Source organism: Salinarchaeum laminariae (genome assembly GCF_023204835.1).
Classification (GTDB): domain Archaea; phylum Halobacteriota; class Halobacteria; order Halobacteriales; family Salinarchaeaceae; genus Salinarchaeum; species Salinarchaeum laminariae.
Window position 1 is genome coordinate 1,749,801 of record NZ_CP096270.1, and the last position, 25,526, is coordinate 1,775,326.

Annotated in this window: 26 protein-coding genes and 1 tRNA gene; 8 read left to right on the forward strand and 19 right to left on the reverse strand. The window is 65.2% G+C overall.

Going from position 1 to position 25,526, the window contains the following annotated elements; translation table 11 throughout:
• Positions 1-27: 27 nt before the first annotated feature.
• Both MXF70_RS08185 and MXF70_RS08190 read right to left on the reverse strand, forming a co-directional pair.
• Positions 28-675, reverse strand: coding sequence for a riboflavin synthase (locus MXF70_RS08185; protein WP_248515134.1), 648 nt, complete (start codon positions 673-675; stop codon positions 28-30).
• A gap of 46 nt (positions 676-721) precedes the next feature.
• Entirely contained in the window at positions 722-2,563 is a 1,842-nt protein-coding gene (locus MXF70_RS08190) for a UvrD-helicase domain-containing protein (RefSeq protein WP_248515135.1), read from the reverse strand.
• Positions 2,564-2,759: 196 nt separating this feature from the next.
• On the opposite strand from MXF70_RS08190, the gene MXF70_RS08195 reads away from it, so the two are divergent.
• From MXF70_RS08195 to MXF70_RS08210, 4 genes are all read left to right on the forward strand, one after another.
• Positions 2,760-3,365: a CDP-alcohol phosphatidyltransferase family protein gene (locus tag MXF70_RS08195; protein WP_248515136.1), complete on the forward strand. Its 606-nt coding sequence runs from the start codon at positions 2,760-2,762 to the stop codon at positions 3,363-3,365.
• A 170-nt stretch (positions 3,366-3,535) separates the two neighbouring features.
• Positions 3,536-4,750, forward strand: coding sequence for a metallophosphoesterase family protein (locus tag MXF70_RS08200; RefSeq protein WP_248515137.1), 1,215 nt, complete (start codon positions 3,536-3,538; stop codon positions 4,748-4,750).
• A 28-nt stretch (positions 4,751-4,778) separates the two neighbouring features.
• The gene (locus MXF70_RS08205) at positions 4,779-7,181 is read left to right on the forward strand and encodes an ATP-binding protein (protein ID WP_248515138.1); all 2,403 of its coding nucleotides are present in this window, start codon (positions 4,779-4,781) and stop codon (positions 7,179-7,181) included.
• Positions 7,182-7,628: 447 nt separating this feature from the next.
• On the forward strand, positions 7,629-8,222 hold the full coding sequence (locus MXF70_RS08210; RefSeq protein ID WP_248515139.1) for an IMP cyclohydrolase: 594 nt from the start codon (positions 7,629-7,631) through the stop codon (positions 8,220-8,222).
• A gap of 46 nt (positions 8,223-8,268) precedes the next feature.
• Here the strand turns inward: MXF70_RS08210 and MXF70_RS08215 are convergent, their stop codons facing one another.
• The 7 genes from MXF70_RS08215 to MXF70_RS08245 form a co-directional block, all read right to left on the reverse strand.
• Complete coding sequence (locus MXF70_RS08215) at positions 8,269-8,871, reverse strand: DoxX family protein (RefSeq protein ID WP_248515140.1); 603 nt, start codon at positions 8,869-8,871, stop codon at positions 8,269-8,271.
• A gap of 259 nt (positions 8,872-9,130) precedes the next feature.
• Positions 9,131-9,415, reverse strand: a complete 285-nt coding sequence (locus MXF70_RS08220; RefSeq protein WP_248515141.1) for a hypothetical protein — start codon at positions 9,413-9,415, stop codon at positions 9,131-9,133.
• 7 nt (positions 9,416-9,422) lie between these two features.
• Positions 9,423-9,959: a TQO small subunit DoxD gene (locus MXF70_RS08225; RefSeq protein ID WP_248515142.1), complete on the reverse strand. Its 537-nt coding sequence runs from the start codon at positions 9,957-9,959 to the stop codon at positions 9,423-9,425.
• A 389-nt stretch (positions 9,960-10,348) separates the two neighbouring features.
• On the reverse strand, positions 10,349-10,750 hold the full coding sequence (locus MXF70_RS08230) for an antibiotic biosynthesis monooxygenase family protein (protein ID WP_248515143.1): 402 nt from the start codon (positions 10,748-10,750) through the stop codon (positions 10,349-10,351).
• A 98-nt stretch (positions 10,751-10,848) separates the two neighbouring features.
• Positions 10,849-11,634 carry a helix-turn-helix domain-containing protein gene (locus MXF70_RS08235; RefSeq protein ID WP_248515144.1) on the reverse strand — a complete coding sequence of 262 codons (786 nt, stop codon included), beginning with the start codon at positions 11,632-11,634 and terminating at the stop codon, positions 10,849-10,851.
• 91 nt (positions 11,635-11,725) lie between these two features.
• A complete protein-coding gene (locus MXF70_RS08240) occupies positions 11,726-13,150 on the reverse strand; it encodes an FAD-dependent oxidoreductase (protein ID WP_248515145.1) in 1,425 nt (474 codons plus the stop codon).
• 172 nt (positions 13,151-13,322) lie between these two features.
• The gene (locus MXF70_RS08245; protein WP_248515146.1) at positions 13,323-13,607 is read right to left on the reverse strand and encodes a hypothetical protein; all 285 of its coding nucleotides are present in this window, start codon (positions 13,605-13,607) and stop codon (positions 13,323-13,325) included.
• A 123-nt stretch (positions 13,608-13,730) separates the two neighbouring features.
• Between MXF70_RS08245 and ncsA the strand changes: the two genes are divergently transcribed.
• Positions 13,731-14,693, forward strand: coding sequence for a tRNA 2-thiolation protein NcsA (gene ncsA, locus MXF70_RS08250; RefSeq protein WP_248515147.1), 963 nt, complete (start codon positions 13,731-13,733; stop codon positions 14,691-14,693).
• 27 nt (positions 14,694-14,720) lie between these two features.
• Here ncsA and MXF70_RS08255 read toward each other — a convergent pair whose 3' ends face one another.
• The 3 genes from MXF70_RS08255 to cdrS form a co-directional block, all read right to left on the reverse strand.
• On the reverse strand, positions 14,721-15,107 hold the full coding sequence (locus tag MXF70_RS08255; protein ID WP_248515148.1) for a cupredoxin domain-containing protein: 387 nt from the start codon (positions 15,105-15,107) through the stop codon (positions 14,721-14,723).
• A 190-nt stretch (positions 15,108-15,297) separates the two neighbouring features.
• Entirely contained in the window at positions 15,298-16,476 is a 1,179-nt protein-coding gene (gene ftsZ, locus MXF70_RS08260; protein WP_248515149.1) for a cell division protein FtsZ, read from the reverse strand.
• A gap of 3 nt (positions 16,477-16,479) precedes the next feature.
• Positions 16,480-16,659 carry a transcriptional regulator CdrS gene (cdrS, locus tag MXF70_RS08265; RefSeq protein WP_248515150.1) on the reverse strand — a complete coding sequence of 60 codons (180 nt, stop codon included), beginning with the start codon at positions 16,657-16,659 and terminating at the stop codon, positions 16,480-16,482.
• An 846-nt stretch (positions 16,660-17,505) separates the two neighbouring features.
• Here cdrS and MXF70_RS08270 point away from each other — a divergent pair.
• Both MXF70_RS08270 and MXF70_RS08275 read left to right on the forward strand, forming a co-directional pair.
• Positions 17,506-17,579 (forward strand) — tRNA-Tyr (locus MXF70_RS08270).
• Positions 17,580-18,089: 510 nt separating this feature from the next.
• The gene (locus MXF70_RS08275; protein WP_248515151.1) at positions 18,090-19,148 is read left to right on the forward strand and encodes a sensor histidine kinase; all 1,059 of its coding nucleotides are present in this window, start codon (positions 18,090-18,092) and stop codon (positions 19,146-19,148) included.
• A gap of 296 nt (positions 19,149-19,444) precedes the next feature.
• On the opposite strand, the gene MXF70_RS08280 is transcribed toward MXF70_RS08275, so the two are convergent.
• From MXF70_RS08280 to MXF70_RS08305, 6 genes are all read right to left on the reverse strand, one after another.
• Positions 19,445-19,975, reverse strand: a complete 531-nt coding sequence (locus tag MXF70_RS08280) for a 50S ribosomal protein L16 (protein WP_248515152.1) — start codon at positions 19,973-19,975, stop codon at positions 19,445-19,447.
• 92 nt (positions 19,976-20,067) lie between these two features.
• Positions 20,068-20,301 (reverse strand): helix-turn-helix domain-containing protein, encoded by a 234-nt coding sequence (locus tag MXF70_RS08285; protein ID WP_248515153.1) that lies wholly within the window; start codon positions 20,299-20,301, stop codon positions 20,068-20,070.
• 249 nt (positions 20,302-20,550) lie between these two features.
• Complete coding sequence (locus tag MXF70_RS08290; RefSeq protein WP_248515154.1) at positions 20,551-21,348, reverse strand: GTP cyclohydrolase IIa; 798 nt, start codon at positions 21,346-21,348, stop codon at positions 20,551-20,553.
• A 155-nt stretch (positions 21,349-21,503) separates the two neighbouring features.
• On the reverse strand, positions 21,504-21,728 hold the full coding sequence (locus MXF70_RS08295) for a hypothetical protein (RefSeq protein WP_248515155.1): 225 nt from the start codon (positions 21,726-21,728) through the stop codon (positions 21,504-21,506).
• A gap of 603 nt (positions 21,729-22,331) precedes the next feature.
• On the reverse strand, positions 22,332-23,051 hold the full coding sequence (locus tag MXF70_RS08300) for a uracil-DNA glycosylase family protein (protein ID WP_248515156.1): 720 nt from the start codon (positions 23,049-23,051) through the stop codon (positions 22,332-22,334).
• Positions 23,052-23,165: 114 nt separating this feature from the next.
• A complete protein-coding gene (locus tag MXF70_RS08305; RefSeq protein ID WP_248515157.1) occupies positions 23,166-23,363 on the reverse strand; it encodes a heavy-metal-associated domain-containing protein in 198 nt (65 codons plus the stop codon).
• A gap of 196 nt (positions 23,364-23,559) precedes the next feature.
• On the opposite strand from MXF70_RS08305, the gene MXF70_RS08310 reads away from it, so the two are divergent.
• Positions 23,560-24,846: a 5-(carboxyamino)imidazole ribonucleotide synthase gene (locus MXF70_RS08310; RefSeq protein WP_248515158.1), complete on the forward strand. Its 1,287-nt coding sequence runs from the start codon at positions 23,560-23,562 to the stop codon at positions 24,844-24,846.
• Positions 24,847-24,973: 127 nt separating this feature from the next.
• On the opposite strand, the gene MXF70_RS08315 is transcribed toward MXF70_RS08310, so the two are convergent.
• Positions 24,974-25,378 (reverse strand): Ig-like domain-containing protein, encoded by a 405-nt coding sequence (locus MXF70_RS08315; protein ID WP_248515159.1) that lies wholly within the window; start codon positions 25,376-25,378, stop codon positions 24,974-24,976.
• Positions 25,379-25,526 lie beyond the last annotated feature (148 nt).

The window sequence follows — 25,526 nt, forward strand, 5'->3', positions numbered from 1 at the left end:
CGACGGAACCGCGTAGTAGACCGCGTCTCAGCGATCGTCCAGCATCGACTCGACGTACTTCGCGATCACGTCGTACTCGACGTTGACGTCGTCGCCGGGATCGCGCGCGGAGAGCGTGGTTTCCTCGTAGGTTTCCGGAATGATTGCGACGTCGAACGTTCCGGCGTCGTGATCGATCGACGCGACGGTCAGGCTGATGCCGTCGAGCGTGATCGAGCCTTTGTGCACGACGTAGTGGCTCTCAGCCGGCAGCTCGAACGTGTAGCGCCAGTTCTCTCCCGCCGACTCGATTCGCTCGACTGCGACGGTGTCGTCGACGTGCCCCTGGACGACGTGGCCGTCGAAGCGGCCATCTGCAGGCATCGCGCGTTCGAGATTGACCTGGTCGCCGACGACGAGGTCGTCGAGGCTGGTGACCGCGCGAGTCTCCTCTGCGAGGAAGGTCTCGAACCAGCCGTCGCCGCGCTCCTCGACGGTGAGACAGCAGCCGCTGACGCTCACGCTCGCGCCGCGGTCGAGACTGTCGAGCCAGTCGGCAGCGATGCGAACGCGCAGGCCACCGTCAGACTCGCTTTGCTCATCTGACGAGCCCTGCCTCGCTTCGCTCGACAAGCCACCGTCGGACTCGCTCCGCTCGGTGACCTCGCCGATGCCCTCGACGATTCCGGTGAACATCAGTTGCTCTCGCCTCCGACGGACTCTCGGCTCGCTCCCATCACGATCAGTCCGCCTGGACTGGCTTTTTCGCTTCGTCGAGCAGTTCCTCGACCTCGCGGTCGCTCGGTGCGTTGGTCAACAGTACGTCGATCGGCAGCGTGGGCGCGCCGCCGACGAGGTTCTCCATGATGACGAGGCGCTGGCGCGCACGACTCATCCCGACGTAGAACACCCGGCGTTCGTTGTCGGTGAGAATCGGGACGGGGTTGGTCGTCTTGGTGAACTCCTCACACCCATCGACGTCGGTCGGGTCCTCGACGGTCGCGGCCATCTGCTCGACGACCTTCTCGGTGAGGTCCGTGCCGAGGAACACGTGGTCGGCCTCGCGACCCTTGGCGGAGTGGATCGTGCCGACGCGGACGCGATCGCGGGCGATGTCCTGGTAGTCCCCGGCGAAGTAGGATTTCATGCTCTCCGTCTGGAAGCTGGTGATCTTCCGCGACATGTCGGCGGCCGAAGCGGGCCCCGGCATGAACGGCACGTGGTCGGTGACGAACTCGGGTTCGACCTCGATATCCGCGAGGTCGTCGACCTCCAACTCCTCCTGACGGTCGTCGATCGCGTCGAAGAGGTCGTCGCGCTCGTTGGAGCCGAACGCGGAGTCGGCGAGCATGTCGGCGAGCCGGCGTGCCTCGAGCGCCGAGAGCGGCTCGTCGGCCTCGATGTACTCGATGGCGTCGACGAACTCTCCGAGGCGGTCCGTCCACATCCGCTGGTCGGTCATCACGCCGAAGGGGATGCCTTCGTCGATGAACTCGTCGATGAATCTGAACATCTGATAGCGCGCCCGGAACAGGAGCATGATCGAGCCGTCGTCGGCCTCGACGGTCCGGCGGACCTCCCGAACGAGGTCGAGCATCGACGGCGAGTCGATCGCTTCGACGGCGCCTCCTTCGATGCGCGGTTCGAGGTCTTTCTCCTGGCGCTTGTCGATGTGGCTGATCTCTCGGTTGACGGCGTTGAGGACCTTCGAGGGTAGCCGGTATGAGTTCGGCAGAACGTTGTCGTCGTCCACGTCTTCGTCGAGCAGCAGAGCGGGATCGGCGCCCTGCCACGAGTAGACGACCTGGTCGTCGTCGCCGGCGATCAGCACCTGCTCGACGTGGGGTTTCCACTCCTCGTAGACGTCGTACTGCAGCGTCGTGATGTCCTGAAACTCGTCGATGACGAGGTAGTCGACCCCCGGCTGGAGCGAGCGCTGCTGGACTCGCTCGAGCATGTCGGCGAAGCCGGTGAGCTCGTTCTCTCCCTTGTGGGCACGCCAGCCTCGGATGGCCTCCGGAACGTCGATCCGGTCGTCGCTGGTCGGCCACGTCGGCGTGTACTTGTTCCCCTCCTGGGCGTTCGGGTCGATGTCAGGGGGTAGCCGGACCTCCTCTTCGTCCCACTGGAAGGGTACGTCGTACCAGTCGGCGACGTCGCGGCTGGTTCGCTGGAGCCACTGACTCGTCGCGATGATCTTGTTGCCGATCGTCGTCGATCGGGCGGTTCGACGGCCCGCGCCGCTGTGCTCGTCCTCGAACTCCAGACCGAAATCCTCGCAGAACTCCTCCTTGTCGTCCTCTCCGACGACGTCGCCGCGAGAGAGGTTCAGCAGTTCGTATGCTTTCGCGTGCATCGTGCAGACGTTCCCCTGGAGAGACCGGGGCGTCTCGTCGTCGAGACGTTCTGCGAGTCGCTCGCGGATCTCGGCCGCGGCGGCCCGGGTGTAGGAGACGACCAGAACGTCCTTCACGTCGACGCCGTCCTCTTCGAGGATGCCCTCGACGCGGTCCAGCAGGGCCGTGGTCTTCCCGCTTCCCGGCCCGCCGAACAGCCGGACGACGTCCGTATCGGACTGGCTCATTGGACATTCGAAGGACCGGGAGCGGTATAAGCCCGGGGGTTTCCAGTACCGGCGGTCGCTGCCCCACTTTCGCCGCCGTCGGAGGTCGCTGGTCTCCGTCGATTCACGACTGCAATTCTCTCTCTCTCGAGGAACTGCACATCGCTGGCTTCTGGACTCACAGGCTATTTGTGCCCGCGGTGCTGCCCTTCGACCCATGACGCTGGATCGGCTCCGTCCGCTGGCGGACAAGGGACTCTCGCCGTTCGTCACCGCCGCGGCGCGCGTGGGCCTGACGCCCAACGGCGTGAGCGTGATCGCCTTCCTCGTCGCGATCGCTGCGGCGGGCGCGTTCGTCGCTGCGGGGTCGGAGCCGCTCTACTACGTTGCTGGCGGCCTACTCGTCGCCGTGAGCGGCTGGCTGGATCTCGTCGACGGTGCGCTCGCTCGACGACTCGAGGTGGCCTCGCCCGCCGGCGATCTGCTGGATCACGTCCTCGACCGGTACGCCGACATCGTGCTCATCGCTGGGCTCGCTGCCGGGATCGATCAGTACGCACTCGGATTCCTTGCCGTCACCGGCGTCCTGATGACCTCCTATCTCGGCACCCAGATCCAGGCCGTCGGGCTGGGTCGGGAGTACGGTGGGCTGATCGGTCGCGCGGATCGGCTCGTGCTGATCGGCGTCGCCGCCGTCGCCACGGCTGCCTACCCCGATACGATCGAATCGCTGACGATCGTCGGCTGGCTGCTGATCCTCTTCGCGATCGTCGGCCACCTCACCGCAGTCCAACGATTCGCTGGCGCCTGGCGCGACGTGTAGTAGGTGTGTTTGAGTGTGGAGGGGTCCTACTCGGGCATTCGTACCGAACCCAGTAGCAACCCACCGCCGCTTTCAGGGTGGTGGCTGGGACGCGTGTTCCCGATACGTAGGATTTCACAGCCCGTTTCGACCCGAATCCCTTTGTCCTCGGGCGATCACCTCCTTGCACGATGCCGCGGCTCGTCCACACCGCCGACGTTCACCTCCACCCGGACGCTCCCGAGCGCCGGGACGCGCTGGCGGCGGTGCTCGACGAGGCCGAATCCGCCGACGCCGACGTAGTGACGATCGGTGGCGATCTGTTCGAGGACGAGAGCGCCGCCGAGCGACTCCGCCCCGAACTCCGATCGCTGTTCGCCGACCGGCCGTTTCCGGTCCTCGTGATCCCCGGTAACCACGATCGCGAGGCGTTCGAGGGCGACGCCTTCTTCGGAGCCGCCGTCCGTCCCGCGACTGCAGAGCCCTTCGAGCAGTTCACCGTCGCCAACGGCTCGATCCGACTCACCTGTGTCCCCTACACTCGGACCCTGTCGGACGATCTGCTCGTCGCGCTCCGTGACCGCGATCCCTTCGACGGTCTGGACTGTCTCCTACTCCACTGCAGCCTCGAGGCACCAGGCGCCGCCGAAGCCGGTGCGGGCGAGGAGGCGCCGACCCGCTACGCGCCGATCACGCGGAGTGCACTGGCCGCCCTGGAGTTCGATGTCGTACTCGCAGGCCACTACCACGGCGCGAGCCGCGTCGAGTTGCCCGCCGCTTCCGGCAGCGCGGGCACGTTCGTCTATCCGGGAACCCCCGCCTCGGTCACCCGCTCCGAGACGGGCCGACGCTCGATAGCAGTCGTCGACGCTGGAGACACACCACAAATCCGCCTTCAGGAGCTCGACGCCTTCCACTACGACGAACTGGCACTGACGGTTCGGCCTGGCGAGGCCGACGACGTTCTCGCGACCGTCCGCGAGCAGGTCGAGAGTTGGGGAGAGCTGAACGCCACGGCTGCGGACGGCTCGCGGAGCCCAGCAGCCGGAATCGTCGAACCCGAAATCACCGTCGAGGGGTTCGTCGATCGCGACGAAACGGCGTTCGCGGAATCGCTCGCTGCCGCCTGCGGCGACGTTCCGTTCGAGAACCGGACCCGCTCGGTCGCGGCGCTCCTCGATCATCCGATCTACCGCGAGTTCGAGGCACGCCTCGACGACGAAACGGTGGCGGGGGCAGTGGAGGGTGCGGGTGTGGCAGAAAGCTGGTACGCGGGGGAGTCCCCGGACGAGGACCCAGATGCCGCTGGGACAGGGGCGTACGATCCAGAGGAACTGCGCGAGGACGCCCGCGAGCGCGTGCTCGCTGCGATGGCCGACCTCGCAGCCTCGGGTGACCTGACGTGACGGGTGCGCGTGCGAGGGGTGGATCACGATGAGGCTCCGCTCCGTTCGCGTCGATCGGTACGGGCCGCTCTCGGGTATCGAACACGAGTTCGACGGCGGTCTGGAGGTCTGCTACGGGCCGAACGAGTCCGGGAAGACGCTGCTACTGGACGCGCTGCTTCGACTGTGTTCGCCCGACGCGGTCGACGTGCTGCCCGACGTCGGTCGCGTCGAGGAGCCGCCCGTCGGCCACGCCGTTCTGGAGACGGCCGGTGACGTTGGCGCCCCGCGCTCCGCCGACGAACCGACCGACTCCGGGGATGCCGCCGCAGCCGGCCACGCATCAACCGCCCCCTCGCCAGCGAGCGTCGAGGAGCACGTCCTCGGCGACGGCACCACGCTCGGCGACGTGACCGACTGCACGCCGCGGCAGCTCCGGAACGTCTTCGTCGTGCGCGATGCGGATCTCAGACTCGCTAACGAACACGAGTTCTACGACGCGACGGCGCGTCGCCTCGCCGACCTCCACACCGCCGAGATCGCCGCGCTTCGTTCCGAACTGGTGGACGCGGGCCGGCTGACGCCCTCGAACCTGAACCTCGCACGCGCCGAGAAGCACGGCAACGTCAGGGAGGTTCGAGAACGGGCGGCCGACCTCGCGGAGCGCATCGACACGTACGTCGCCGACTGTCGCGCTTCCGGCGTCGAATCGGCCGAGCGCGAGCGCGTCGAAGTCGCCGCGGAGCTCGAGCGTACCCGGACGGCGCTCGACCGCCAGCGGGCCGCGGAGACGCTCGCGACCCACGACCGCCTCGCGACGCAGCTCGAGACAGTCCGCGACGCGACCGAGGCGTTGGCCGATCGGGACTGTACGGAGTCGGGGCTCGAACGCCTCGACGAGATCGACGCCGAACTGGCCCGGATCGCGGACGAACTGGACGACTTCGACGATCGGCGAGCGGAGCTCCGGAAGGAACGCCAGCGCCTCGACGACCGAATCGAATCGCTCGACGCGGAACTCGTGACGTTCGAGGATCGGCTCCGAGAGATCGAAGGACTCGGGGATCGCCTCGAGGACTACCGAGAGAGCGCAATCTCGACGGGAGACGCGTCGACGGTGCGACTCGGCGCAGCTGTCGCGATCGCGGGCGCGATCGGTGCGGGCGCCGCGGCCGTCGGTGGCGTCGTCGCCGCTGCACTGGGGCTGACGGCTCTCGCTCTTATCGCGGGTGCCTGGACGCTCTACCAGCGGCGAGCGTCGCAGAGTGTGGCTGCCGAGCGCGGAGCCCTGCTCGCCGCTGCTCGGGACGCCGGGCTCGACGTGGAGACGCTCGCGGACGTCGCGCCGGCGATCCGAGATCTTCGGGACGAGCGCGATCGGCTGGCCGACCGCGTCGATTCGATCGAGCAGGATCGGGACCTCGCAGATCGACGGCTGGCGGACGTCGAAACCGACCGCGAGGACGCGATCGACCGCCGTCGGACGCTCCGCCGGGAGCGCCGAGAACTGCTTCGTGAAGCCGGCGTCCCGGACGTCGAAACGTACCGCGAGGCCGTCTCGGCGGCCGACTCCTACCGCGAGGAGCGACGGACGGCGACGGCGAGCCTGACCGAACGGCTCGGCGAGCCCCAAACCGCGTCCGCGTCGACGTCCGATCGCATCGACTACTGGGCGGACGAACTGGCGTCGCTCCGCGAGGGCGTTGCTGCCACGGACGTTACCGCGGAGGCGTTCGACTCGGACGAGCGTGACCGGCTCGAATCTCGGACGTCCTCGCTCGAAGAGCGCCTCGCGGAACTCGACGGACGCCTCGACGACCACGAGGCTGCGGTCGATCGCTTTGCCGACGAGCTGGGCAGGCTCCCGACCGGTCGGTTTCGCGACGATCCGATCGGGCTCGCCGCGCGGTCCGTCGACGGGCTCGCGGCGACGGCTCGCGATCTCGAGTCCTTCGTAGCCTCGCTCGACCGAGACGCCGACGTTTCGCGAGTGGCGATCGCTGCGCTGGAGGACGTCCGTGCCGACGAGGAGGCGAAGCTCGCCGATCTGTTCGATCCAGCGGGCACCGCCGCCGATACGTTCGCATCGATCACTGACGGTCGGTACGAGCGCGTGACCTACGACCCGGCAGCCGAAACCCTCGTCGTCGAAGCCGCCGACGGGACCGCCCGCACGCCTCGCGAGCTCAGTCGGGGGACGACCGATCAGCTCTATCTCGCCGCGCGGATCGGACTCGCCGAGCGCATTCTCTCCGGCGGGACCGGATTTCTCTTGCTCGACGATCCGCTGCTCCCGGCCGATCCAGAGCGACTGTCGGCCGGGTTCGACGCACTCCGTAGGCTTGCCGACGACGGCTGGCAGATCGTCTACATGACGGCAAAACCCGAGGTCGGCGAGGAGCTGGTCGAGCACCACGACGTCCCGTGCCGACGGTTCGAACGACTGGAGTGAGCGCAAGCGCTGGCCTGTCGATCGAACCATCGCACTGGGGCAGCACAGCCTTTGGACACCGCTGGGAAGTGTAACGAAGGTGTCCGGCGGCGGGGTCCCCGCCCCGCGCCGAACGGGTCGTATGGTCGGTCGGGCGATCCCGACGCGAACGCAGGTGGAGCGTGTGACAAGCGAGGGCGAAACGCCCTCACGTGTCGTCCGTGAACGTCCGCCCCCTTATAGATGGGCGAAGCAGACTGGAAGTGAAATCGGCCGAAGGCGGAGGGGTGTCGAACTACTGTCAGACGATCGCATGACGAGGGTATTCGACTCCGTTTGCGGTCGATAGCGGACCCTTCTCACCGCGAACGGGGCTGCGTTCGAGCGCCGAATCCTTGGTGTTCCGGCCGGGTCCGCCGCCGCAGCCGCTCCGACAACTACATTCCACGCCGCATCCGACGCTGGTGCATGTACGTCGGACGTTTCGTCGTCGTCGGACCGGACGTCGCAGCCTACCGCGTGTCCTCGCGATCGTTCCCCAACCGCGAGATTCGCGACCGTGACGGCACGCTGACCGTCGGTCCGACCGCTGACGCACCGCCCACCGACAACCCCTACGTCGAGTACAACTGCCTGCGCACGACCACCGAGGGGCCCCGAGACGGAGCAGCTGCCGTGCTGGGCAACGGCTCGCACGTCGATCCGATCGTGGAGAAGATCGAGCTGGGCTATCCCGCCCGGGACGCGCTCGCGGAGCCGCTGCTTGCCCTCGACTACGAGAAGGACGACTACGACACGCCGCGAATCGCAGGCGTGCTCGACGAGGACGCCGCCCACGTCGGCATCGTCCGGAACGACGCCGTGCTCGTAAAGGCGGTCGAGCAGCCCACGCTGGTCGCAACGTACGAGCGAGACGCGCCGTCACCTGTGGAGTTCGATGCGACGGACGCGGCCGCTGCTGCGACTGACGCGTACGACTTTGACTTCGAGCACGCAGTGTGTGCTGCGGGCGTCGCGAGAACGAATTGCGGGTTCGAGACGGCGATCGAAAACGGAGACTGAACGCCGACGCGGTCTACTCGGCTACTTCGTGGAGGGCCAGGCCCGGTCAGCCCATCAGGAACCGGAGCCAGGCGTTGTTCTGAACGATCTCGGACTGTTCGAGCTTCGCGTCCAGTCCGAAGATCCGGCCGGCGCCGATCGCGGCGAGCCCGAACAGGAGCAGGACGTAGACGACCGTCTCGTCGACGACCCATCCGTGTTCGACCGGGAGGCCGGCGAGGATCCCGCCCTGGAGGTGTGAGAGCCAGAACAGGAGCATCATCAGTGCGCCCCAGAACGCGGACCATCGGACGAGAATCCCGACGATCAGGGCGACACCAATCAGGATCTGGCCCCACACGACGAGTGGGTCGACCCAGGTCGCACCGGCCATCTCGGCGAAGAGGTCTTGCGCTGGGTTGTCAGGATGCAACGCGTTGTTCAGGTAGCCTGCTGCGCTGAATCCGCCAGTCAGCGGCTGGTCCTGGATGCCATCGATGCCGTTTGCGGTCCACTTCTCCAGTCCGGCCTGGAGAAAGATCCAGCCCATCGCTACCCTGAGCAGGACTACCGAGTACGCGATCCAGCTCTCCGAGTAGTCGAACGTGACGTCACGTCCGAACAGTTCCGCTTCGAGCGTTCGTTCCGCAGGTTTCCGATCAGTTGCCATATGTGATCCCTCAACTGGTAGTTCACGCGCACACCCCATATAACTGGGGCACCGTTTCCACCCGACGGGAATGAGAACTACCGGGTTCGAACGCTCGAAACGGTGTTCTCGCGGGGGAGTCCCAGCCCGTACTGTCGCTCCACGAAACCGAACGGTTCTCTTACCTGACTGCCGTCTGAGGGTAGCTCGAAGAAAAATCGATTCGCACCGTTTGCCTCCTGTTCGCTCGACGACGGCGGCCGGCGGAGCGCCCGGACGCTCAGTCGTCGGCCGGCGCGACGCGCTGGCGATCGATCGGCTCTGCTGGCTGTGCCAGCTTGTAGACGCCGTAGCACAGCCAGACCGCGAGCCCGGCGAGGACGATGTAGGCCCGGAGGTCCGGCGGCACCAGCGGTTCGGCGGTGACCGCACCGGCGTCGTTGGTCTGCTCGAGGTGTGGGTTCTGCGTCAGCGTGTTGACCGCGCCGAGGACGACGACCCCGACGACGATCAGCCCTCCACCGAGCATGGCGATCAGGTCTGCCGTGGATTTGCGTGGTTGCATAGCTCTATCACCCCATCATGTATCGCAGCCGCGGATGTCGTTCGAGCAGTTCGGTTCCCTCGAGGTAGCCGTCGACGCCGTAGACGCGGCCGGCGCCGAACAGCGCGATGGTCGCGAACACGAGGAGCCCGAACAGCTCGCTGGTGACCATCCCGTTGGTCCAGCCCGCGTTCCCGAGGTAGAAGAACGTGGCCAGGATCATCCCGTTCGCTGCTGCGAGGCGGGTGAGACAGCCCACGATCAGTCCCAGGCCGATCGCGATCTGTCCCCACGGAACGAGCAGGTTGGGCACGAACGCTGCGTTGGCCGCGAACCACTCGAACATCGGGTGGAAAATGCTCCCCTGGGTGCCCATCTCTAGCCAGCCGGTGGTATCGTAGAGCAGCCCCTGCTCGAGGACCTTCCCGAGCCCCGCGCTCAGGAACCACCACCCTGCGATCACGCGGAGCAACACGAGCCAGTACGCACCCCATGGCCCGTCGAAGCTGTACGCCACGTCCCGGCCAAAGAGCCGGGTGTCGACCGTCGCCGTGTCAGTTGGCACAGTTAGCTCACCTTACGGGTGAACGTTTGCGCTGGCTCCCGGTCGGGGTTCCCCCGAAGTATACAGGGGTTTAAGTCAGTCACTCCGATCGCAGTCAGCTCACGACAGTATCTCTCAGGGCGTTATCTCCCTCGTCGTTGTCTCCCACGTCAGTGTCTCCCGTGCCGACGTCGATAAGGATGCGTTTGCTCACAGCGCTGTCTGTCTCCACCGCCGTCCGCCTCGACCGTTATCCGCTCACGTTGCTGTTCGGTCACGTCGTTGTCAGCTCACGTCGTTGTCAGCTCAGGTCGCTGTCCGGTCACGTCGACGTCCGTTCGACTCACTGCGACCAGCGTTCACACTGACGGGTGGTGGCACGAAGAGATCCAGGGGCGGATCGAGGGCCGCTACAGTTCGGGCCCGATCGGCGTCGGGTCGCCATTTTCGAGGCTCTCGCGCGTTGCGGAGTCCGCCGCCCGAACGATGGCCGGGCCATCGTCCGTGAGCGAGACGGCGCCCGGTGCCCAGAGTGCAGTGCTGACGGCGGCCGAGACCGACTCGAGATGCGCCATTCGCTCGCGGTGTGCGCTGCGCTGGACGAAGCGCTCCCAGGCCGTTTCGTCCTCGAACGTGAAGACGAGCCGAAGACGCTCGCCGTCGTCGTCCACGCCTCGAAACGCCTGGAAGCTACGAACGTCCGGCTGGGTCGTCCAGTCGAGAACGACGTTCGAGAACCAGCTCTCGAACCGATCGCGGTGGCGATCGGACAGCTCGACGGTCACCTCGTACGCGACGCCGTCGGTCAACACGCGGTTCCACCCCCGTTCGATCGTAGGCGTACTCGTGCCATTACGTTCACACCTACGACCGCGGGGCCCCTCACGACGCGGCTGGATAATACAGGCTTTTACTCGGCGATGGGCTCCTCGGTCGGGCCGACGGTGTCGGTGCTTGGGTGTCGGCGGTCCTGCGTGTCGCGTTCGGTTGCGTCGTCGTCCTCGTTTCTGCCGTCGCCTCGGACGCCGTCGCGTTCGTCATTTCGTGGCACGTCGGCCTGCTCGATGTCGGTGCTCGCCACGAGCGCCTGGATCAGGGTCGTTTCCGCGGCGTTGAGCCGCTGGGACGCGGCGGACCGGGAGATCCCCAGCGCGTCCGCGACCGCGTCGAGATCCGCCCCCCGCGGGCGTTCGTAGTACCCCCTGTCGACGGCGACCGCGATCGCTTCGCGCTGCTTCGCCGTGATCGCCGCGGCGTCGATTCGCAGGTCGTCGCTCTCTTCGCCGACGTTGAGTGGCAGTACTCGCTCGAGGTGAACCGTCGCCGCTCGGTTCCTGAGGGCGGCGACGAGATCGCGCAGTGCTTCCCGGTCCGGGACCGTGACCTCGACGACCAGCGCACCACTGGCGAACCCGGCAATCTCAGCGGCACACTCGACCTCCTGGAAGGCCGGGCAGACGCAATGCTCGTCGACGGTGCCCTGCACGAACTCCCGGGATTCGCCGCCATCGACCTCGACGGTGACGGCTGCTCGGCAGTCACAGTCATCGCTCGCGCTGGTTCCGCCCGTTCGAACCACGTCGTCACCCCGCTCGCCGGCGGACAGCACCGCACAGCCCGCCGACTCGTGGGGCTCGACGCGAAGGCGCGCGCTGAGCGGTTCGGCCGCATCGGTGGGCGCGGTGGTATCCGTCATTGATTGATTCTTGCTCGCGCTCCTCCCTATATGGGGGGTTGCGTTCCCACTCCTCGGGAACCGCGGTACGTTCGCGGTCGGACGTTGGACCTCATTCCAGGGCCGCCACTGCGTCCCGGAAGAGTCCGTCGAGAATCTCCGGCGTCGTCGGGTGGAACGCGCGATCGGGAAGCTCCCGAACGTCGAGCCCGAGCTCGATGACCACCTGCATCGTCTTGGCCATCACGTCGGCGTGGTGGTGCAGGCCCTGGTAGCCCAGCACGGTCCCGTCCGTGCCAACCACGAGCGTCGCGAGTCCCTCGGGCACGTCCTTGGTTTTGAACACGCCGTCGTCGCTGGCCGCACGCGTCACGGAAATGTGGTCGATCCCACTTGACTCCGCATCCGTTTTCGACTGACCGACGGCGGCGTACGGGTAGACACCGAGCCCGGTGAAGATCACGTGATGGCGGACGTTCTCGTAGGGCTCGAGCGACTCGCCGCGGGCGTGTGCGAGGAGGTTTGCAGCGGCCTGGGACCCTTGCTCTTTGGCGACGTGCAAGATCGGTTCCTTCCCGTTGGCGTCCCCGACGACGAACACGTGATCGTCGTCGTGGGTCTGCATCGTATCCGCGACCCAGCTGTTCTCGGGGGTGATTGGCGTGTTCGTGAGCTCCAGACCGTCGAGGTTCGGCTCACGGCCTGTGAAGACGAACAGCTCGTCGGCCTCGATCGCCAGTTCGTCGGTGCCGTCCGCCGCTGATCCGTCCTGTTCCACGTGGAGACGAACGCCACCGTCGTCGGTCGATTCCACGCGCTGCTCGGTCGTTTCGGTGAGGACGTCGACGTCGTACTCTTCGCGATAGAGCTCCAGGATCTCGTCGCCGTACTCCGAGTCGGCCTCGTCGAGTGGCCGCTCGTCGTGTTCGATCACGGTGAGATCCATCCCGGCGGCCTCGCTGAGGTAGGGAACGAGCTCGAGCCCGACGTATCCAAAGCCCATCACGACGCCGGAGTCGGGGAACTCGGTCGCGTCGAGCACGTCCGCGCTCGTCGCGTAGTCGCCCGACTCGATGCCGGGGAGATCGGGAACGTTGACCGTCGATCCCGTCGCGATCACGACGTAGTCCGGCTCGATCGTCCGATCCCCGTCGTTCGTGGCGATCTCGAGCGTGCGATCGTCGACGAACTGGGCCGTCCCGTGGGCGAACTCGACGGCCTCGCGCTCCGCGAGGTCGTGGACGCTCTCCCGTCGGTGTTCCGCGAACGACTGGGTGTGCCCGTTTTTGGTTTCGACCACCGCTTCGAGGTCGACCTCGGGCACGCCGTCCAGCCGGTGGTCGGCACGCGCCTGATAGCGATGTGCGCCCGCCGAGAGCACCTCCTTCGAGGGCATGCAACCACGGAGGATGCAGAGGCCGCCACCGGGCTCGCCGTCGTCGATCAGCGTCAACTCGACGTCTGGGTCGTCGGCGAGCTCGCTCGCTGCTGCGACCCCCGCACTGCCGTACGCACCAACGATTGCGACGTGGATCATACCGAGTGGAGGATCGCCGTGTGAAAAGGCGTTTCTCCGATCGCGCGCCGACGCTGCACGGCCGCTCACGCCGACGCCGCGCGACCGCTCACGCTGGCGTGACACGATCGATAGCGTCGGCGTGGTGCTATCGAACATCGCTGGGGAACCGTCGTGGCCGCTCAACCCTGTCTCAAGTCAGCCAGACGATCGCCGCGCCGACCGCTATGGCGATCCCGCCAGCAGCGAGACCGACGGCGATCTCCCGCGGCACGTCGAGGCGCTGGCTCGCGAGGAGCGTTCCACCCGCAGAGACTGTCCCGAAGACGACGAACAACGGCCAGATCGAGAGGTCGTCGTCCTGCTGATTCTCGTGCCCGGCGTGTCCCTGGTGGGCGGCCACTGGCGTCGAGAGCACGGCGCAGACTACGAGTACGACGAGAACGAGCCACGCGCACCGGCGCGCCCACGCTGACATATCGGTGTCTCGGACGTCGAGGGCTAACTACCTTTCTGACTGGGGCCCGGTCGGCTGCGAGCCCGCCGCTGGCGTCAGTGTGGTGCGAAACGGTCATCCCTCTGCCACCGATACCTCCTCGCGATGCAGTGCACCAAGTGCGACCGCGAGGCCGTGACGCACGCGGCCTACGCCGGCACGCACCTCTGTGAGACGCACTTTCTTCGATCCGTCGAGAAACGCGTCCGGAGCCGAATTCGCGAGGACGGTCTGTTGCCGGACGAGGCCACGCCCGAGTCGCCGACGACGTGGGTGCTCGGTCTCTCCGGCGGAAAGGACAGCGTCGTCCTCGGTGCGATCCTTCAGGACACCTTCGCGGAGGATCCTCGCGTCGAACTTCGCGCGCTGACGATCCACGAAGGGATCGAGGGCTACCGCGACGAGAGCGTCGAGGCGGCCGAGCGGTTCACCGAGGAGTTCGACGTTCCCCTCGAGCTCGTGGCTTACGAAGACGAGCACGGCGTCCGAATGGACGACGTCGCCGAGGACGACCCCGAGAACATGGCGCCGTGTGCGTACTGCGGCGTCTTCCGACGGGACGTCCTCGAGCGCTACGCCGACGAACTCGGTGCGGACCTCCTCTTGACGGGACACAATCTCGACGACGAGGCCCAGACCGCCCTGATGAACGTCCTCGAGGGCGACGTCGCCCAGATCGCGAAACATTTCGAGGCGTCGCTGGGCCCCATGGAAGATCGCGCAGAACAGGACGCGTTCGTTCCCCGGGCGAAGCCACTCCGCGACGTCCCCGAGTCGGAGGTCGCGCTCTACGCCCACTTGCGGGACCTTCCCGCCCAGATCGCCGAGTGTCCCCACGCGTCGGAGGCCTACCGCGGCGAGATCAAGGAGCTCCTCCACGGACTCGAGGATAACCATCCGGGAACGCGCCACTCGATCCTCTCCGGGTACGAAGAGCTGGCGAAGCTGGCTGCGAACGCTCGGGAAGACGTTTCGGAGGATCTCGGCGAGTGCGATCGCTGTGGTTCGTCGACGGCGCGTGACGTCTGTCGAACCTGTTCGTTGCTCTCTTCGATGGAGCTGGCCTGAAAAGGTGTACGTCCGTCTGCGATCCGGTTACTCGCTGACGACGACGCTGCCGGTGCCAGACAGGCTGTTCGAGCTGTACTCGTAGGTGCCCGCAACTTCGAACGTGTGCGTGTGGACCTGGTCCGCGGCGATCGCGCTGGCACCCGTCCCCGCCCAGTCACTCTCCTCCGGTCCCGATTGGAGGCTGAGGAAATGATTTCCTTTCGCCGCTTCCCAGGCGACGGTCTGACCGACGGTGATCTCGACGGTCTGTGGGTCGTAGGACGGGTCGCCACCGAGCGTTACCGTTACGTCCGCGTCGGTACTCTCGTCTTCGTCAGAACTGCCGCCCCCGCCACAGCCGGCGAGTGCCGTTGCGATTGCGACGCCCGATGCCTGCAGGATCCGCCTGCGCGAATGGGTGGTCCGTACCATGGAACTCAGTAGCTCATTGGTGGCCTCTCTGATAGTCGTTATGTTAATTCTGCCCCCGTCGCTAAAATATCAAATAGTTCAGCCGTTCGGTGCACTCGAGTAGTCCTGTATACAGGACGCCCGACACCGTGGCGTGGCTGCTCGTTTGTGGCGTTCGAAGAATGGCCGCCCGACCGGGTCGGCGACGAACCTACCGGATGACGTCGACGCCGTTCTCGCGGTCGCGAACGTCCTGCCCACCGTCACTCTGCGCACCACCAGCAGAGACGGCCTCGACGTTGTTCTCCGCGTCGAAGTCGACATCCTCCAGTTCGGCGCGCGAGCGGTCGGCCTGTCGCTGGGTGCTCGGCCCGAGGACCTGTGCGGACTGTACGCCCGTCATGATGGCCATGACCCGCACCTTCCCCTTGTAGTTCTCCTGAATGCGTGCGCCCCAGATGACGTTGGCGCTCGCTTCCAGTCGCTCGGTGATGTTGTCTGCGATGCCTTCGGCCTCCTTCAGCGTGAGGTCGGGGCCGCCAGTGATGTGGACCAGTCCACCGGACGCACCGCGGTAGTCGACGTCCAGCAGCGGGTGGTTCATCGCGTCCTTCACCACCTCTTCGGTCTTGTTCTTGTCCTGGGTCTCGCCGACGAGCATGACGGCGACGCCGCCCTGATTCATGATCGTCGTCATGTCGGCGTAGTCCAGGTTGATGAGGCTCGGCTGGGTGATCGTCTCGGAGATCCCCTTGACGGTCTCGGCGATGATCTGGTCCATCACCGAGAACGCCTTGCCGATCGGGAGGTTCGGGACGTAATCGAGCAGTCGGTTGTTGTCGAGGACGATGATGGAGTCGGCTTCGTCGCGAAGCTTCTCCAGCCCCTCCTCGGCCTTGACCGTCCGTGCTCGCTCGACGTTGAACGGCGTCGAGACCATCCCGACGACGATCGCACCCTGTTCCTTGGCGATCTTCGAGACGACTGGCGCCGCGCCAGTGCCCGTGCCGCCACCCATGCCCGCGGTGACGAACACGAGGTCGGCTTCGCCGAGGACCTCTTTGATCGTTCCCTGGGCCATCTCGGTTGCGCGCTCGCCCATGCTGGGGTCGCCGCCCGCACCGAGTCCGCTGGTCAGGGACTTGCCGACGAGGATCTTCGTGTCGGCCTCGATCATCTTGAGGTGCTGCTTGTCCGTGTTGATCGCGATGGTCTCGGCACCGTCGACGCCGATGTTGTAGAGGCGGTTGATGGTGTTGTTACCCGCACCACCAGCCCCGACGATGACGATCCGGGGGTCCCCGAACTCGTCACCGTCGGTGGAGACGTCCTCCATATCGCGCTTTTCCTGCTCTGCGTTCTCGAGGGCGTCCTGGACGATATCTTGCATCGTTTACACCTTCGCCCATGTGCGCTCTCGAGTGCGCTCGTGGACCGGTTCTCCCTGGTCCTTGATTTTTTCTCGGACCGCGGCTCTAATGGCCTCGGACCGGTTCGGGAACTCGCCCGACTCGACCATACGTTCTACTGCTTCGATCTGCTGTTTCGGAATGCGGAGTGTCACACGCTCCATGGTTAGTAGCTCCCCGTTTAGTAAGACGGCGGGCGCGTGTCGTACACGCATCGAGTCCTGCACGCGTAAACCCGGGTAGGGCGCCGGCATTTGGGGGGTGCCGTCGCGTGTAAGACGACCGTCTTACGCAGACGTATCCTCTGAGGCAAGGGTAATAAAGGTAACGCCGGCGTACCACACTGGTGTAAACGAGCCTAACAGACGCTACAGCATCAGTATTTCGCCGTTTTCGCCCCGCTTTCCCGGTGCAACAACTGCTCGGTCACTGATCGGTTTCCCCACGCCGGTCGCCGTGGCAGGCGGAGAGTAACCACCCCGTACTCTCCGATACCGCTACACTCACAGTCGTTACTGGTTGTTTACAAATTGCGCTTCTCCTCCGCACACTTCGCGCGGCGTAGTACGCATTCCTCCTCAGGTCTGGCTGGAAAGCTGGGCCCGCGGCACGAAACGCCCCGGAAAGCGATCGTTCTTCTCCGTGTTTTAGATGACGTTTACGCGCATGCTACCACGCTGTAGCAGCCAACCTGCTCGCGTGCCGTCTGCTGCATTGGGCTCGAGCTGTGTCCCCGTATTTTCACAGGGTTGCTCGGGGTCGAATCACTCGGTACCTGCCCGGACCAGGTGCGTGACCACCGTCTGGATACGAGCTGATGGCGATATCTCATCGTGCACACGCACACGCGCGACCCTGATACGCGCGACTCTGTTTTTTTTCGTGAGTGTAGGACGAGCTGTGACGCGAGGTCGCGGCGCAGTGTCGCACACGTGCCGGGGCTCGTCGGCTGGTCGCCGTCTTGCGGAAAGGTAAGTCTTTTATCCGCGTCCGGCTGACTCACACGATGCCCGCCCTTAGCTCAGACTGGTAGAGCAGTCGACTGTAGATCGACTTGTCCCCCGTTCAAATCGGGGAGGGCGGATCCGGAATACAGTCGTTTCGTGGCCGACTCGGTTTTCTGCGTTTCCAACTGATATAGCCGCTGGCTCGGGGGATTCCATACTCGTCTCACTCGCCGAAAAACCGGATTGGAACACGGCCCCAAACGGCCACGGGCGCAGTCGGTCGATTTCGATAGTTGAGAGTCGGGAGTCAGCTCCACTCATTCCGGTCGCCCGACGTCGTGTTCGCTGGGATGCAAACCCCAACCGTCGACTCGATTTGATTCTGGTGGCCCGAGGGATGGTGCCGTCGCGGTCCTTCCGGGATCTCCGGGTCGGATCGCATCTGGTATTGTCGCGTTTTCGAACGTTCCTCGGCTGAGGCTTGCCTCGAGTCCACGACGAGATAGTTGGCTAACACGAACGGCCCGAACTGTTTTATCGGGTGATCAGGAACACGTTGCTCACCCAAACGACGGCGACGTGATTGTTGTGATATTCAAGAGCAGTCGGGTGGAACGAGGACCGAACCCGGACGAGGTCGCGTAACTGTGCCGTCAACCGAGAGTATCGCACTGGCCATTCCGTTTCTGATCGGTGCGCTGGTGCTTCTCCTCGCGCTCGTGCAGATCCGATCGCTGCTTGGTCTCGTCGACGGTCGCCGGTTTCGGCAGTACTGGACCGCTGCAGGCGTCTCGATCGCATGCTTTTTCGTCGGCTATCTGGTCGCTGGCTGGCTCCTCCTCACTGCTCACCGGTCGCTACTCGTCCCTGTCACTGGCGCGTTCAGTTTGCTCGGTGCCGTGTTCGCGTTCCTGGTCGTTTCGAGTGGGGAACGGACCATCGGCGAGCTGGTCCGGTCCCGTGACGAACTCGAACAGCGCGAAGAGGAGTTCGAGCGACTCTACGAAGTAACAGACGTGCTGAACCGTATCCTCCGGCACAACCTCCGCAACAACATGAACGTGATTCTCGGCCGATCGGACATGCTCGACGACGGCGGCGGCTCGACCGAGCACGTCGACGCGATCAAGGACGAGGCTCGCCGACTCGTCGAGATCGGCGAGAAAGCTCGTGCGATCCACGACACGCTCGACGCCGAAGTTGCGACCGACGTTCGTCCCGCCGAGTCGTTCGTCTCGCCTGCTGTGTCACACGTACGCGAAGAGTTCCCCGATGCGTCCCTGACGATCGAGGCAGAGGACGACCCCTGGGTCGCCGCGGGAGCCCTCTTCGAGACTGCCGTGGAGAACGTGCTCGACAACGCCGTCCGTCACAACGATGGCACCGCTTCTGTGACTGCCACCATCGATGCGGTTGACTCTGATTCGGCGACGGTTTCGATCGCCGACGACGGCCCCGGGATCCATCCATACGAGATCGAGGCAATTCGCGAGCATCGCGAGACGCCGCTCCAGCACGGCAGCGGGCTTGGTCTCTGGTTGGCTTCCTGGATCGTCGAGCAGTACGACGGTGAGATCAGCTTCGCCGATAACGAGCCAACTGGGACGATCGTCACCTTCCAATTGCCTCGTGCGGAGCCTCCGAGTCCGGAGGGTGTCGAGGCTGGCGGCCCAGCAGCTACCGGTACCGAGTCAGCCGGCGACTGACGACCGGCGGTGTGTTTGCGATCGTATCCTCTCGCTGTCTACACTGGACCTCGCGTTTACGCGCCGTAGCGGGGGTTCTGATGGCGTTTTTCTCTGGCGTCAGTGGATCGTCTTTCGTGTACTGCACTTGCGAGGCTGCTGTTCTACCGCTTCGGACTGGAGTAATACTGTGTACTGCGGCCGTCTCGGAAGAGAGAGATGTCCGCCGGCGCGACGTGGACGACTCCGCGCTGCGGGGAGCTATCCGCTCACCGTCGAAGAGGCACTGCGAGAATCGCCCGCCTGCGAATCGGGATCTACTGGACGAGTAGCTCTTCGCCGCGTTCGACCTCGATACGGCACGGCGGCGAGATCTTGTTGTACGCGCGACGGTAAGCTTCCTTCACTGCAGCGGCCTGCTCGACCTCGCAGTACGCGGTCAGGAGTCGCTCGTTCGCGTCGATGCGCGCGGCGGTGCCGACGACCTTTCCGAACGCCTGGCGCATTCCGTCGGAGACGCGGTCCGCGCCCGCGCCCGTCGCCTGCTTGTTCTCCCGGATGACGTGGTGGGGGAACTTCCGGAGGACCATCCGGTAGTTGTTCTCACCGAGCTCTTCGATGAGGTATCGGTTCGCGGAGAGGCGGGAGGCCTCCATCGCGTCGTGGCGGAGCTGAACCTCCTCTTCGACGCGGAGGCTGATCTGAACGGGGTAATCCTCGGGCTGTCTCGACGAGTCGCCCATCTGGTGCTGGGCGATTTTGGAGCCGGGGATCCCACTGATGTACTCCCGTCGCGTATACGGGGGCTTGCTGATCTCCCGGTACATAGAGGCGGGCTTGTCGACCATGATTACTACCGAATGCTCAGACCCAGCGCGCGAATAAAGCCTTCGAACCCCGGCTGCAGATGGTGGTCGATCACACGACGCCGTCGTCGACCTCAGGCGGCGGTGACGTAGCCGTTCTCGGTCCGTTCGACCAGCTCTCGACTCGCCAGCGTGTCGAGCACGGAGAGCAGGGTTAGCTTCGGGACGTCCAGCGCGTTCTGAAGCTCGGCAACCGTCGTGGGTCCCGCCACGGAGAGCGTGAGAAAGACCAGTTTCGCACGAGGGCTGTCGAGGTCGTCGGGCAGCGGTTCGAGCGGTGCTTCGGTGGGGGACGTGGTGATGCTCATGGTAGACGGTAATTCAACGAACCACGCAAAGAAACTACCGGAGCGTTTCTAACAGTGCTAGCGGTTAGCAATACATCCGTAAGAGCGCTATTGATGGGAACTGATCCGTAGTTTTCTGTGGCTGCACCACCGGTACTCTGCGGGGCTGGTCCGACGCGCTGGAGGATGTCGTCGATCGGTCGGTCCACGGACCGGCTTTCAGTCGCTATGACGTCCCTGTACCGACTGAGCGGGGAGTGAGAAGTGATGTCAGTCGGCAGTCGGCGCCGCGAGCCCCTCGACGCGGGATCCGTCGCGCCGGCAGTCCTCGAGGGCGAACTTCGCTGCCATGCCGGCCTCAGTGGCCGTCGAGCCGTCGCCGATCCCGACCTGGAACTGGACGCCGACGGTCTCCCTAACGTGCTCGATCACGGCCTCGTACGCCGCCACGTCGAGATCCGGGCAGATCGCGATGACGTTGTCGCCGCCGACGAAGAAGGCGAGTGCGCCGTGCTGGTCGTAGCAGTAGCGCGAGAGCGTCTGCGTGGCGCCCTGCACTTCCAGATGTGCGCCGTAGGCGTCGACCTGATCGGTGAGCTGCCCCGTCACGTCGACGACGTCGAAATGCGCGACGCGTACGGTGCCGGGCGCAGTACCGCTGGCACTGCCCGACCCAGTTTCAGCCTGGAGTGGCTCGCCGACGAGCACCTCGGTCCTGGCTGCGTCCTGTGCACTGCCCTGGTTCTGCAGCCGTTCGGTGGCCTCCGCGAGCGCGGTGGCCGGACGTTCGTCGTATCCGATCGCGGCGCTCACAGTCACCGGGTAGCGTTCGGCGATTGCGGCCTGGATCGCGCGGTGGTCCTCGCGGTCGAGGCCGTTCGTCACGGCGACGACGTTATCGAAGCGGGTGACGAAGACGTAGCCGCCCCGATCACCGACGGCGTCGGCGAGATCCGCGTAGAGCCTGGCCTGTAGCGCCTGGAGTTCGGGCTCCGGACGCGGCTCGGGCGTCACGGTCCAGGGGCCGTAGTTGTCCAGCTGGAACAGCGTCACCTGCGTTGCGGTCACGGCCGAAGCTACCCTGTGGAGGGTTATTATTTTTGTTATCCATCACGGATGCGGTGGGGATCGGGCGGTTTATCCCGTTTCGTTCGCCGCACGGATCTCTCCGGATGCTCAGTTCGGGAGCGTTACTGCGATGGCGTTCTGATTTTTCTGCCGCGCTACTGCTCCTTGTCGTCGCCTTTGAGAAGCCGGTCGGCCGACATCGAGAGGAAGTAGATGCCGATGAACAGCCCGAAGCCGACCCCGAACCCCACGAGTTCGAATCGCCCCACGCCCGTCGGACTCGTTGCCGAGACGATGGCGATCCCGAGCAGGAACAACAGGAGGGTGAACGCGCCCGCTGCCAGCGCCACTCCCGTGTCGCTCTCCGGGATCAGTTTCATAGCCACCCGTTGCAAACTCGGCGCCAAATCGGTGTCGGTGTCGGCTAGGGTCTCGGTGATTTGGTGTGTCCCTCGCGTGAAGCTTGGCTTCCTTCCCTCGTCGTTGCTCTGCATGCTCGATTCGCCAATGGGTATTGCAAGCAATTTCTGAGAGTGTTGAAGTTTCAGTGGTCTCCGAAAGCCCCCGAGCCCTCGATGTCCCGGGGCTCGCTGCGCACCTTGCCCTTCGGGCTGCGGTGCTTATTCCGAAAGGTTCGCTTCGCTCACCTTTCGACGTTCGCCTCGCTGTGCTCGGCTCACCGTCGCCCGGGGCCAGCCGAGTCGCCCGGCCCCTTTCGAAGTCCCACCCCGCTCCGCACCGCTTGCCGCAACCTCGTCCTCCCCAACCTCCTCCCTCGCGTCCGCTCGGTCGTCCCTCGCACGCTACGCGGGTGCTGGCGCACCCACGAAACGCGCGCCACCGCTCACCACTGTTGCTTCGCTCGACTGAGCAAATTACAGGGAGGGACTCCGGGAGGGGGCTTCCGAAGCGGTCTGCCGTGCTGACCCACCAACTCCAGTTATGCAATACCCAGTAGTTGATCCTCGCTGCCCCCAACCGATTCAGCGCACGAGATAGGACTCGTCGTCGGCGAGGAAGCGGCCGAGATCGGAGATCTGACGATAGTCCCGTGCCAGCAGTTCGGAGAATGCCTCGATTGCGGCGTCTCTGTCTCCGTCATTCCAGTCGTCGGGATCCCGGATGGGGAAGACGAGCCAGCCGCTGCCCTTGATCTCGGTGGCGTGGAGTCGCTCCATGTCGAGCGCCGCGTCGACGTCCGTGGCCTCGTCTTCGAATCCGGCACGGTCGGCGGTTCCGTTCGTCGAGAGATCTGCGAGGGACTCCGCGGTGTAGGATTTCAGCACGTGTGCGGTCGCGCGCTCGCCCACGGGAACGAGAACGTGCGCGGCGATCGCACGGAGTTCGGCGTCGAAGAACCGTTCGAGATCTGTGTAGGCTGCGCTGGAGGGCGTCGCACCGTCTGGCGGACAACACATGTGGAGGTAGCTCAGGAAGGTGCCGTCGAGTGCTGGCGCGTCGCCCGGATCGTCGAGGAGGTCGACCCCCTCGAGGACCTCCTGCACGGCGAGTCCGGAGTCGGTCCCGGTGAAGGGAACACCGGTCTCGCTACCGCCGTGCATGCCAGGATGGTCGCCGATCACGTGGATGTCGGCGTTCGCGTCGCCGTAGCCGTAGACCGCCTCGACGCCCTCCGAGCACTGGTGCTCACACGGTGGCGACATCCCGAAGGGGTTGCTCGTGCGGTCCGTGACGTTCTGCACGCCGATGAGTAGGCCGCGACCGGGTCAAAACCGAATCGGTTCGGAGATGGGTTGGCGTGTCCACAAGCTATTCGGGGCTGTTGGCGATTTCGAAGTAAAAGGCGGCTGTCGCGTTTACGCCGAACCGTCGTAGCCAGCCATCTCGACCTTCTCGACGAGGACGTCGACGTCGGCGTCGCCCTCGACGGTCGCGCTGTTTTCGGAGCGGTCGGCCTCGGCGGACTCGACGCCGTCGGCCATCTCCAGGGCCTCGACGACGACGTCCTCACAGCCCTCACAGGTCATGCCTTCGACGGTAATCTCGGTTGTCATACCCGCTTCTTTGCGTTCGCTCCTATCAACCTTGTCGCTCTGGGTCGTGTTCGGTGTTCGTTCGCACACCTTGGCGGTCGGACCTCTCGCGGATGCATCGAAAACCACACCGAACGTCGCGATTCGCCCCATGAGCGGCCAGCGTCCGTCGTGGATCTCAATCCTTAACAGCCCGCTCGAAGAACGCTGCGTGAACATGTCGACTTCGCTGACGCCGCCGGGCCGCACGCTGGGAATCGTGGGCGGTGGCCAGCTTGGCCGGATGCTCGCCGAGGCCGCGTCGCCGCTGGGCGTCGAGGTGATCGTGCTCGATCCGACGCCGGACTGCCCGGCGTCCGCGGTGGCACGGGATCAGATCGTCGCGGCGTTCGACGACGCCGAGGCCATCGCAGAGTTGGCCCAGCGCGCCGACGCGCTTACCTTCGAGATCGAACTGACCGACCCCGACGGTCTCGAACGTGCAGCCGAGGAGGCGGGCGTCCAGGTTCATCCCAGGCCCGAGACGCTGAGCATTATCGAGGACAAGCTCGTCCAGAAGCGAACGCTCCAGGACGCGGGCATTCCCGTCCCGGAGTTCCGACGAGTCGACGACGCCGACGACCTCCGCGACGCGATCGACGCCCTCGGTGCGCCGCTGATGCTCAAGGCCCGCACTGGCGGCTACGACGGCCGCGGGAACTTCCCGGTCGAGTCGAAGAGCGATGCTGAACAGGCGATGGAGGAAATCGGCGGCCCGGCGATGGCCGAGCGATTCGTCGATTTCGAGCGCGAACTCTCCGTGATCGGGGTGCAGGGTGCCGAGGATACCGGCGCCTTCCCCGCCGGCGAGAACGTCCACCGCGAGGAGATCCTTCGGGAGACCATCGCACCCGCGCGGGCGGACGACGCCGTACTCGAGGAGGCCCAATCCGTCGCCGAGGACGTCCTCGAGCAGATGGAAGGCCGCGGCGTCTACGGCATCGAACTCTTCGAGCACAGCGACCCCCGTGAGGACGGCACCGACGCGGCGAATGCCGCGGAGGACGGCACCGACGCGGAGAATGCCGCGGAGGACGGCGCCCGGATCAGCGTCAACGAGATCGCGCCGCGCCCCCACAACTCCGGCCACTGGACGATCGAGGGGTCGGTCACCTCTCAGTTCGAGCAGCACGTCCGCGCGGTGCTCGGGCTTCCCCTCGGGAACACGGCGATTCGCTCGCCCACCGTGATGGCGAACCTGCTGGGCGACACCGACCGGTCGCGTCCCATCGCCGAGATGGTCCGTTACGACGGGGAGTCGACCGAAGACGCTGCGTCCATCCACGGCGTCGACGACCTCCTCGAGTCCGACGGCGCGCACCTCCACTGGTACGGCAAACGGGAGGTCCGGCCGCTCAGGAAGCTCGGGCACGTCACGCTGACTGCGGACGGGACAGGGATCGAGGATCGCGACGCGCTTCTTGACCGCGTGCGGGAGCTGCGGGACGGCGTGACGTTCGAGTAGCTCGAACCGCCCGCGAATTTCCCACGACCGGGTCGACTACTTGTCTATCTGCGGTGACGTAGCGGCCTCGATAACCGATACAGTCAACCGGTCTCTACCGACCTTTGCCACGAATCGCCTTGCCAATTCAGCACTCCGTGTACTGGGTGACCTCGATCGGTGCTACGCTGCCTCCCTCGGTAATCCTGGCCGTCGCCCCGACGCAGGAGTATTTCTCGCTAGCGTACTCTGCCAGATCTTCTCGTGTAATTTCTCCATCTTGGGCGACCTCAAGGGTGTACTCGCCGGGTTGACTCACAGGCTGGTCGACTCTCGTCAGGTCGGTCGAGGGGAGTCGAAAGCGCTGCTCGAACACGACATCCTCCTCGCCACGGATGATCCGGAGGGTGATCCAGTGGCCACTGCCGTCGTCGTTGAACAATCGAACTCCATCGATCCCTATCTTTCTCTGACCGGATCCATCGCCCATGCAGCCACAGAGGGCAATCGAGCCTGCGGCGACTGTCGTAAGAACGTCCCGACGTCGCATCATTCACGCCCAATGTGTCTTGGATGTGGTAAATATATGTGGTATTTTATTCACGGCATTTCTGGGACCGTTAATACGGGGTAGTCTTTTTCAAACTTCTACTCGCCATTTGCGCATTCTCAATCCCTCCGTTTGATTGCCCCCCGTCGCA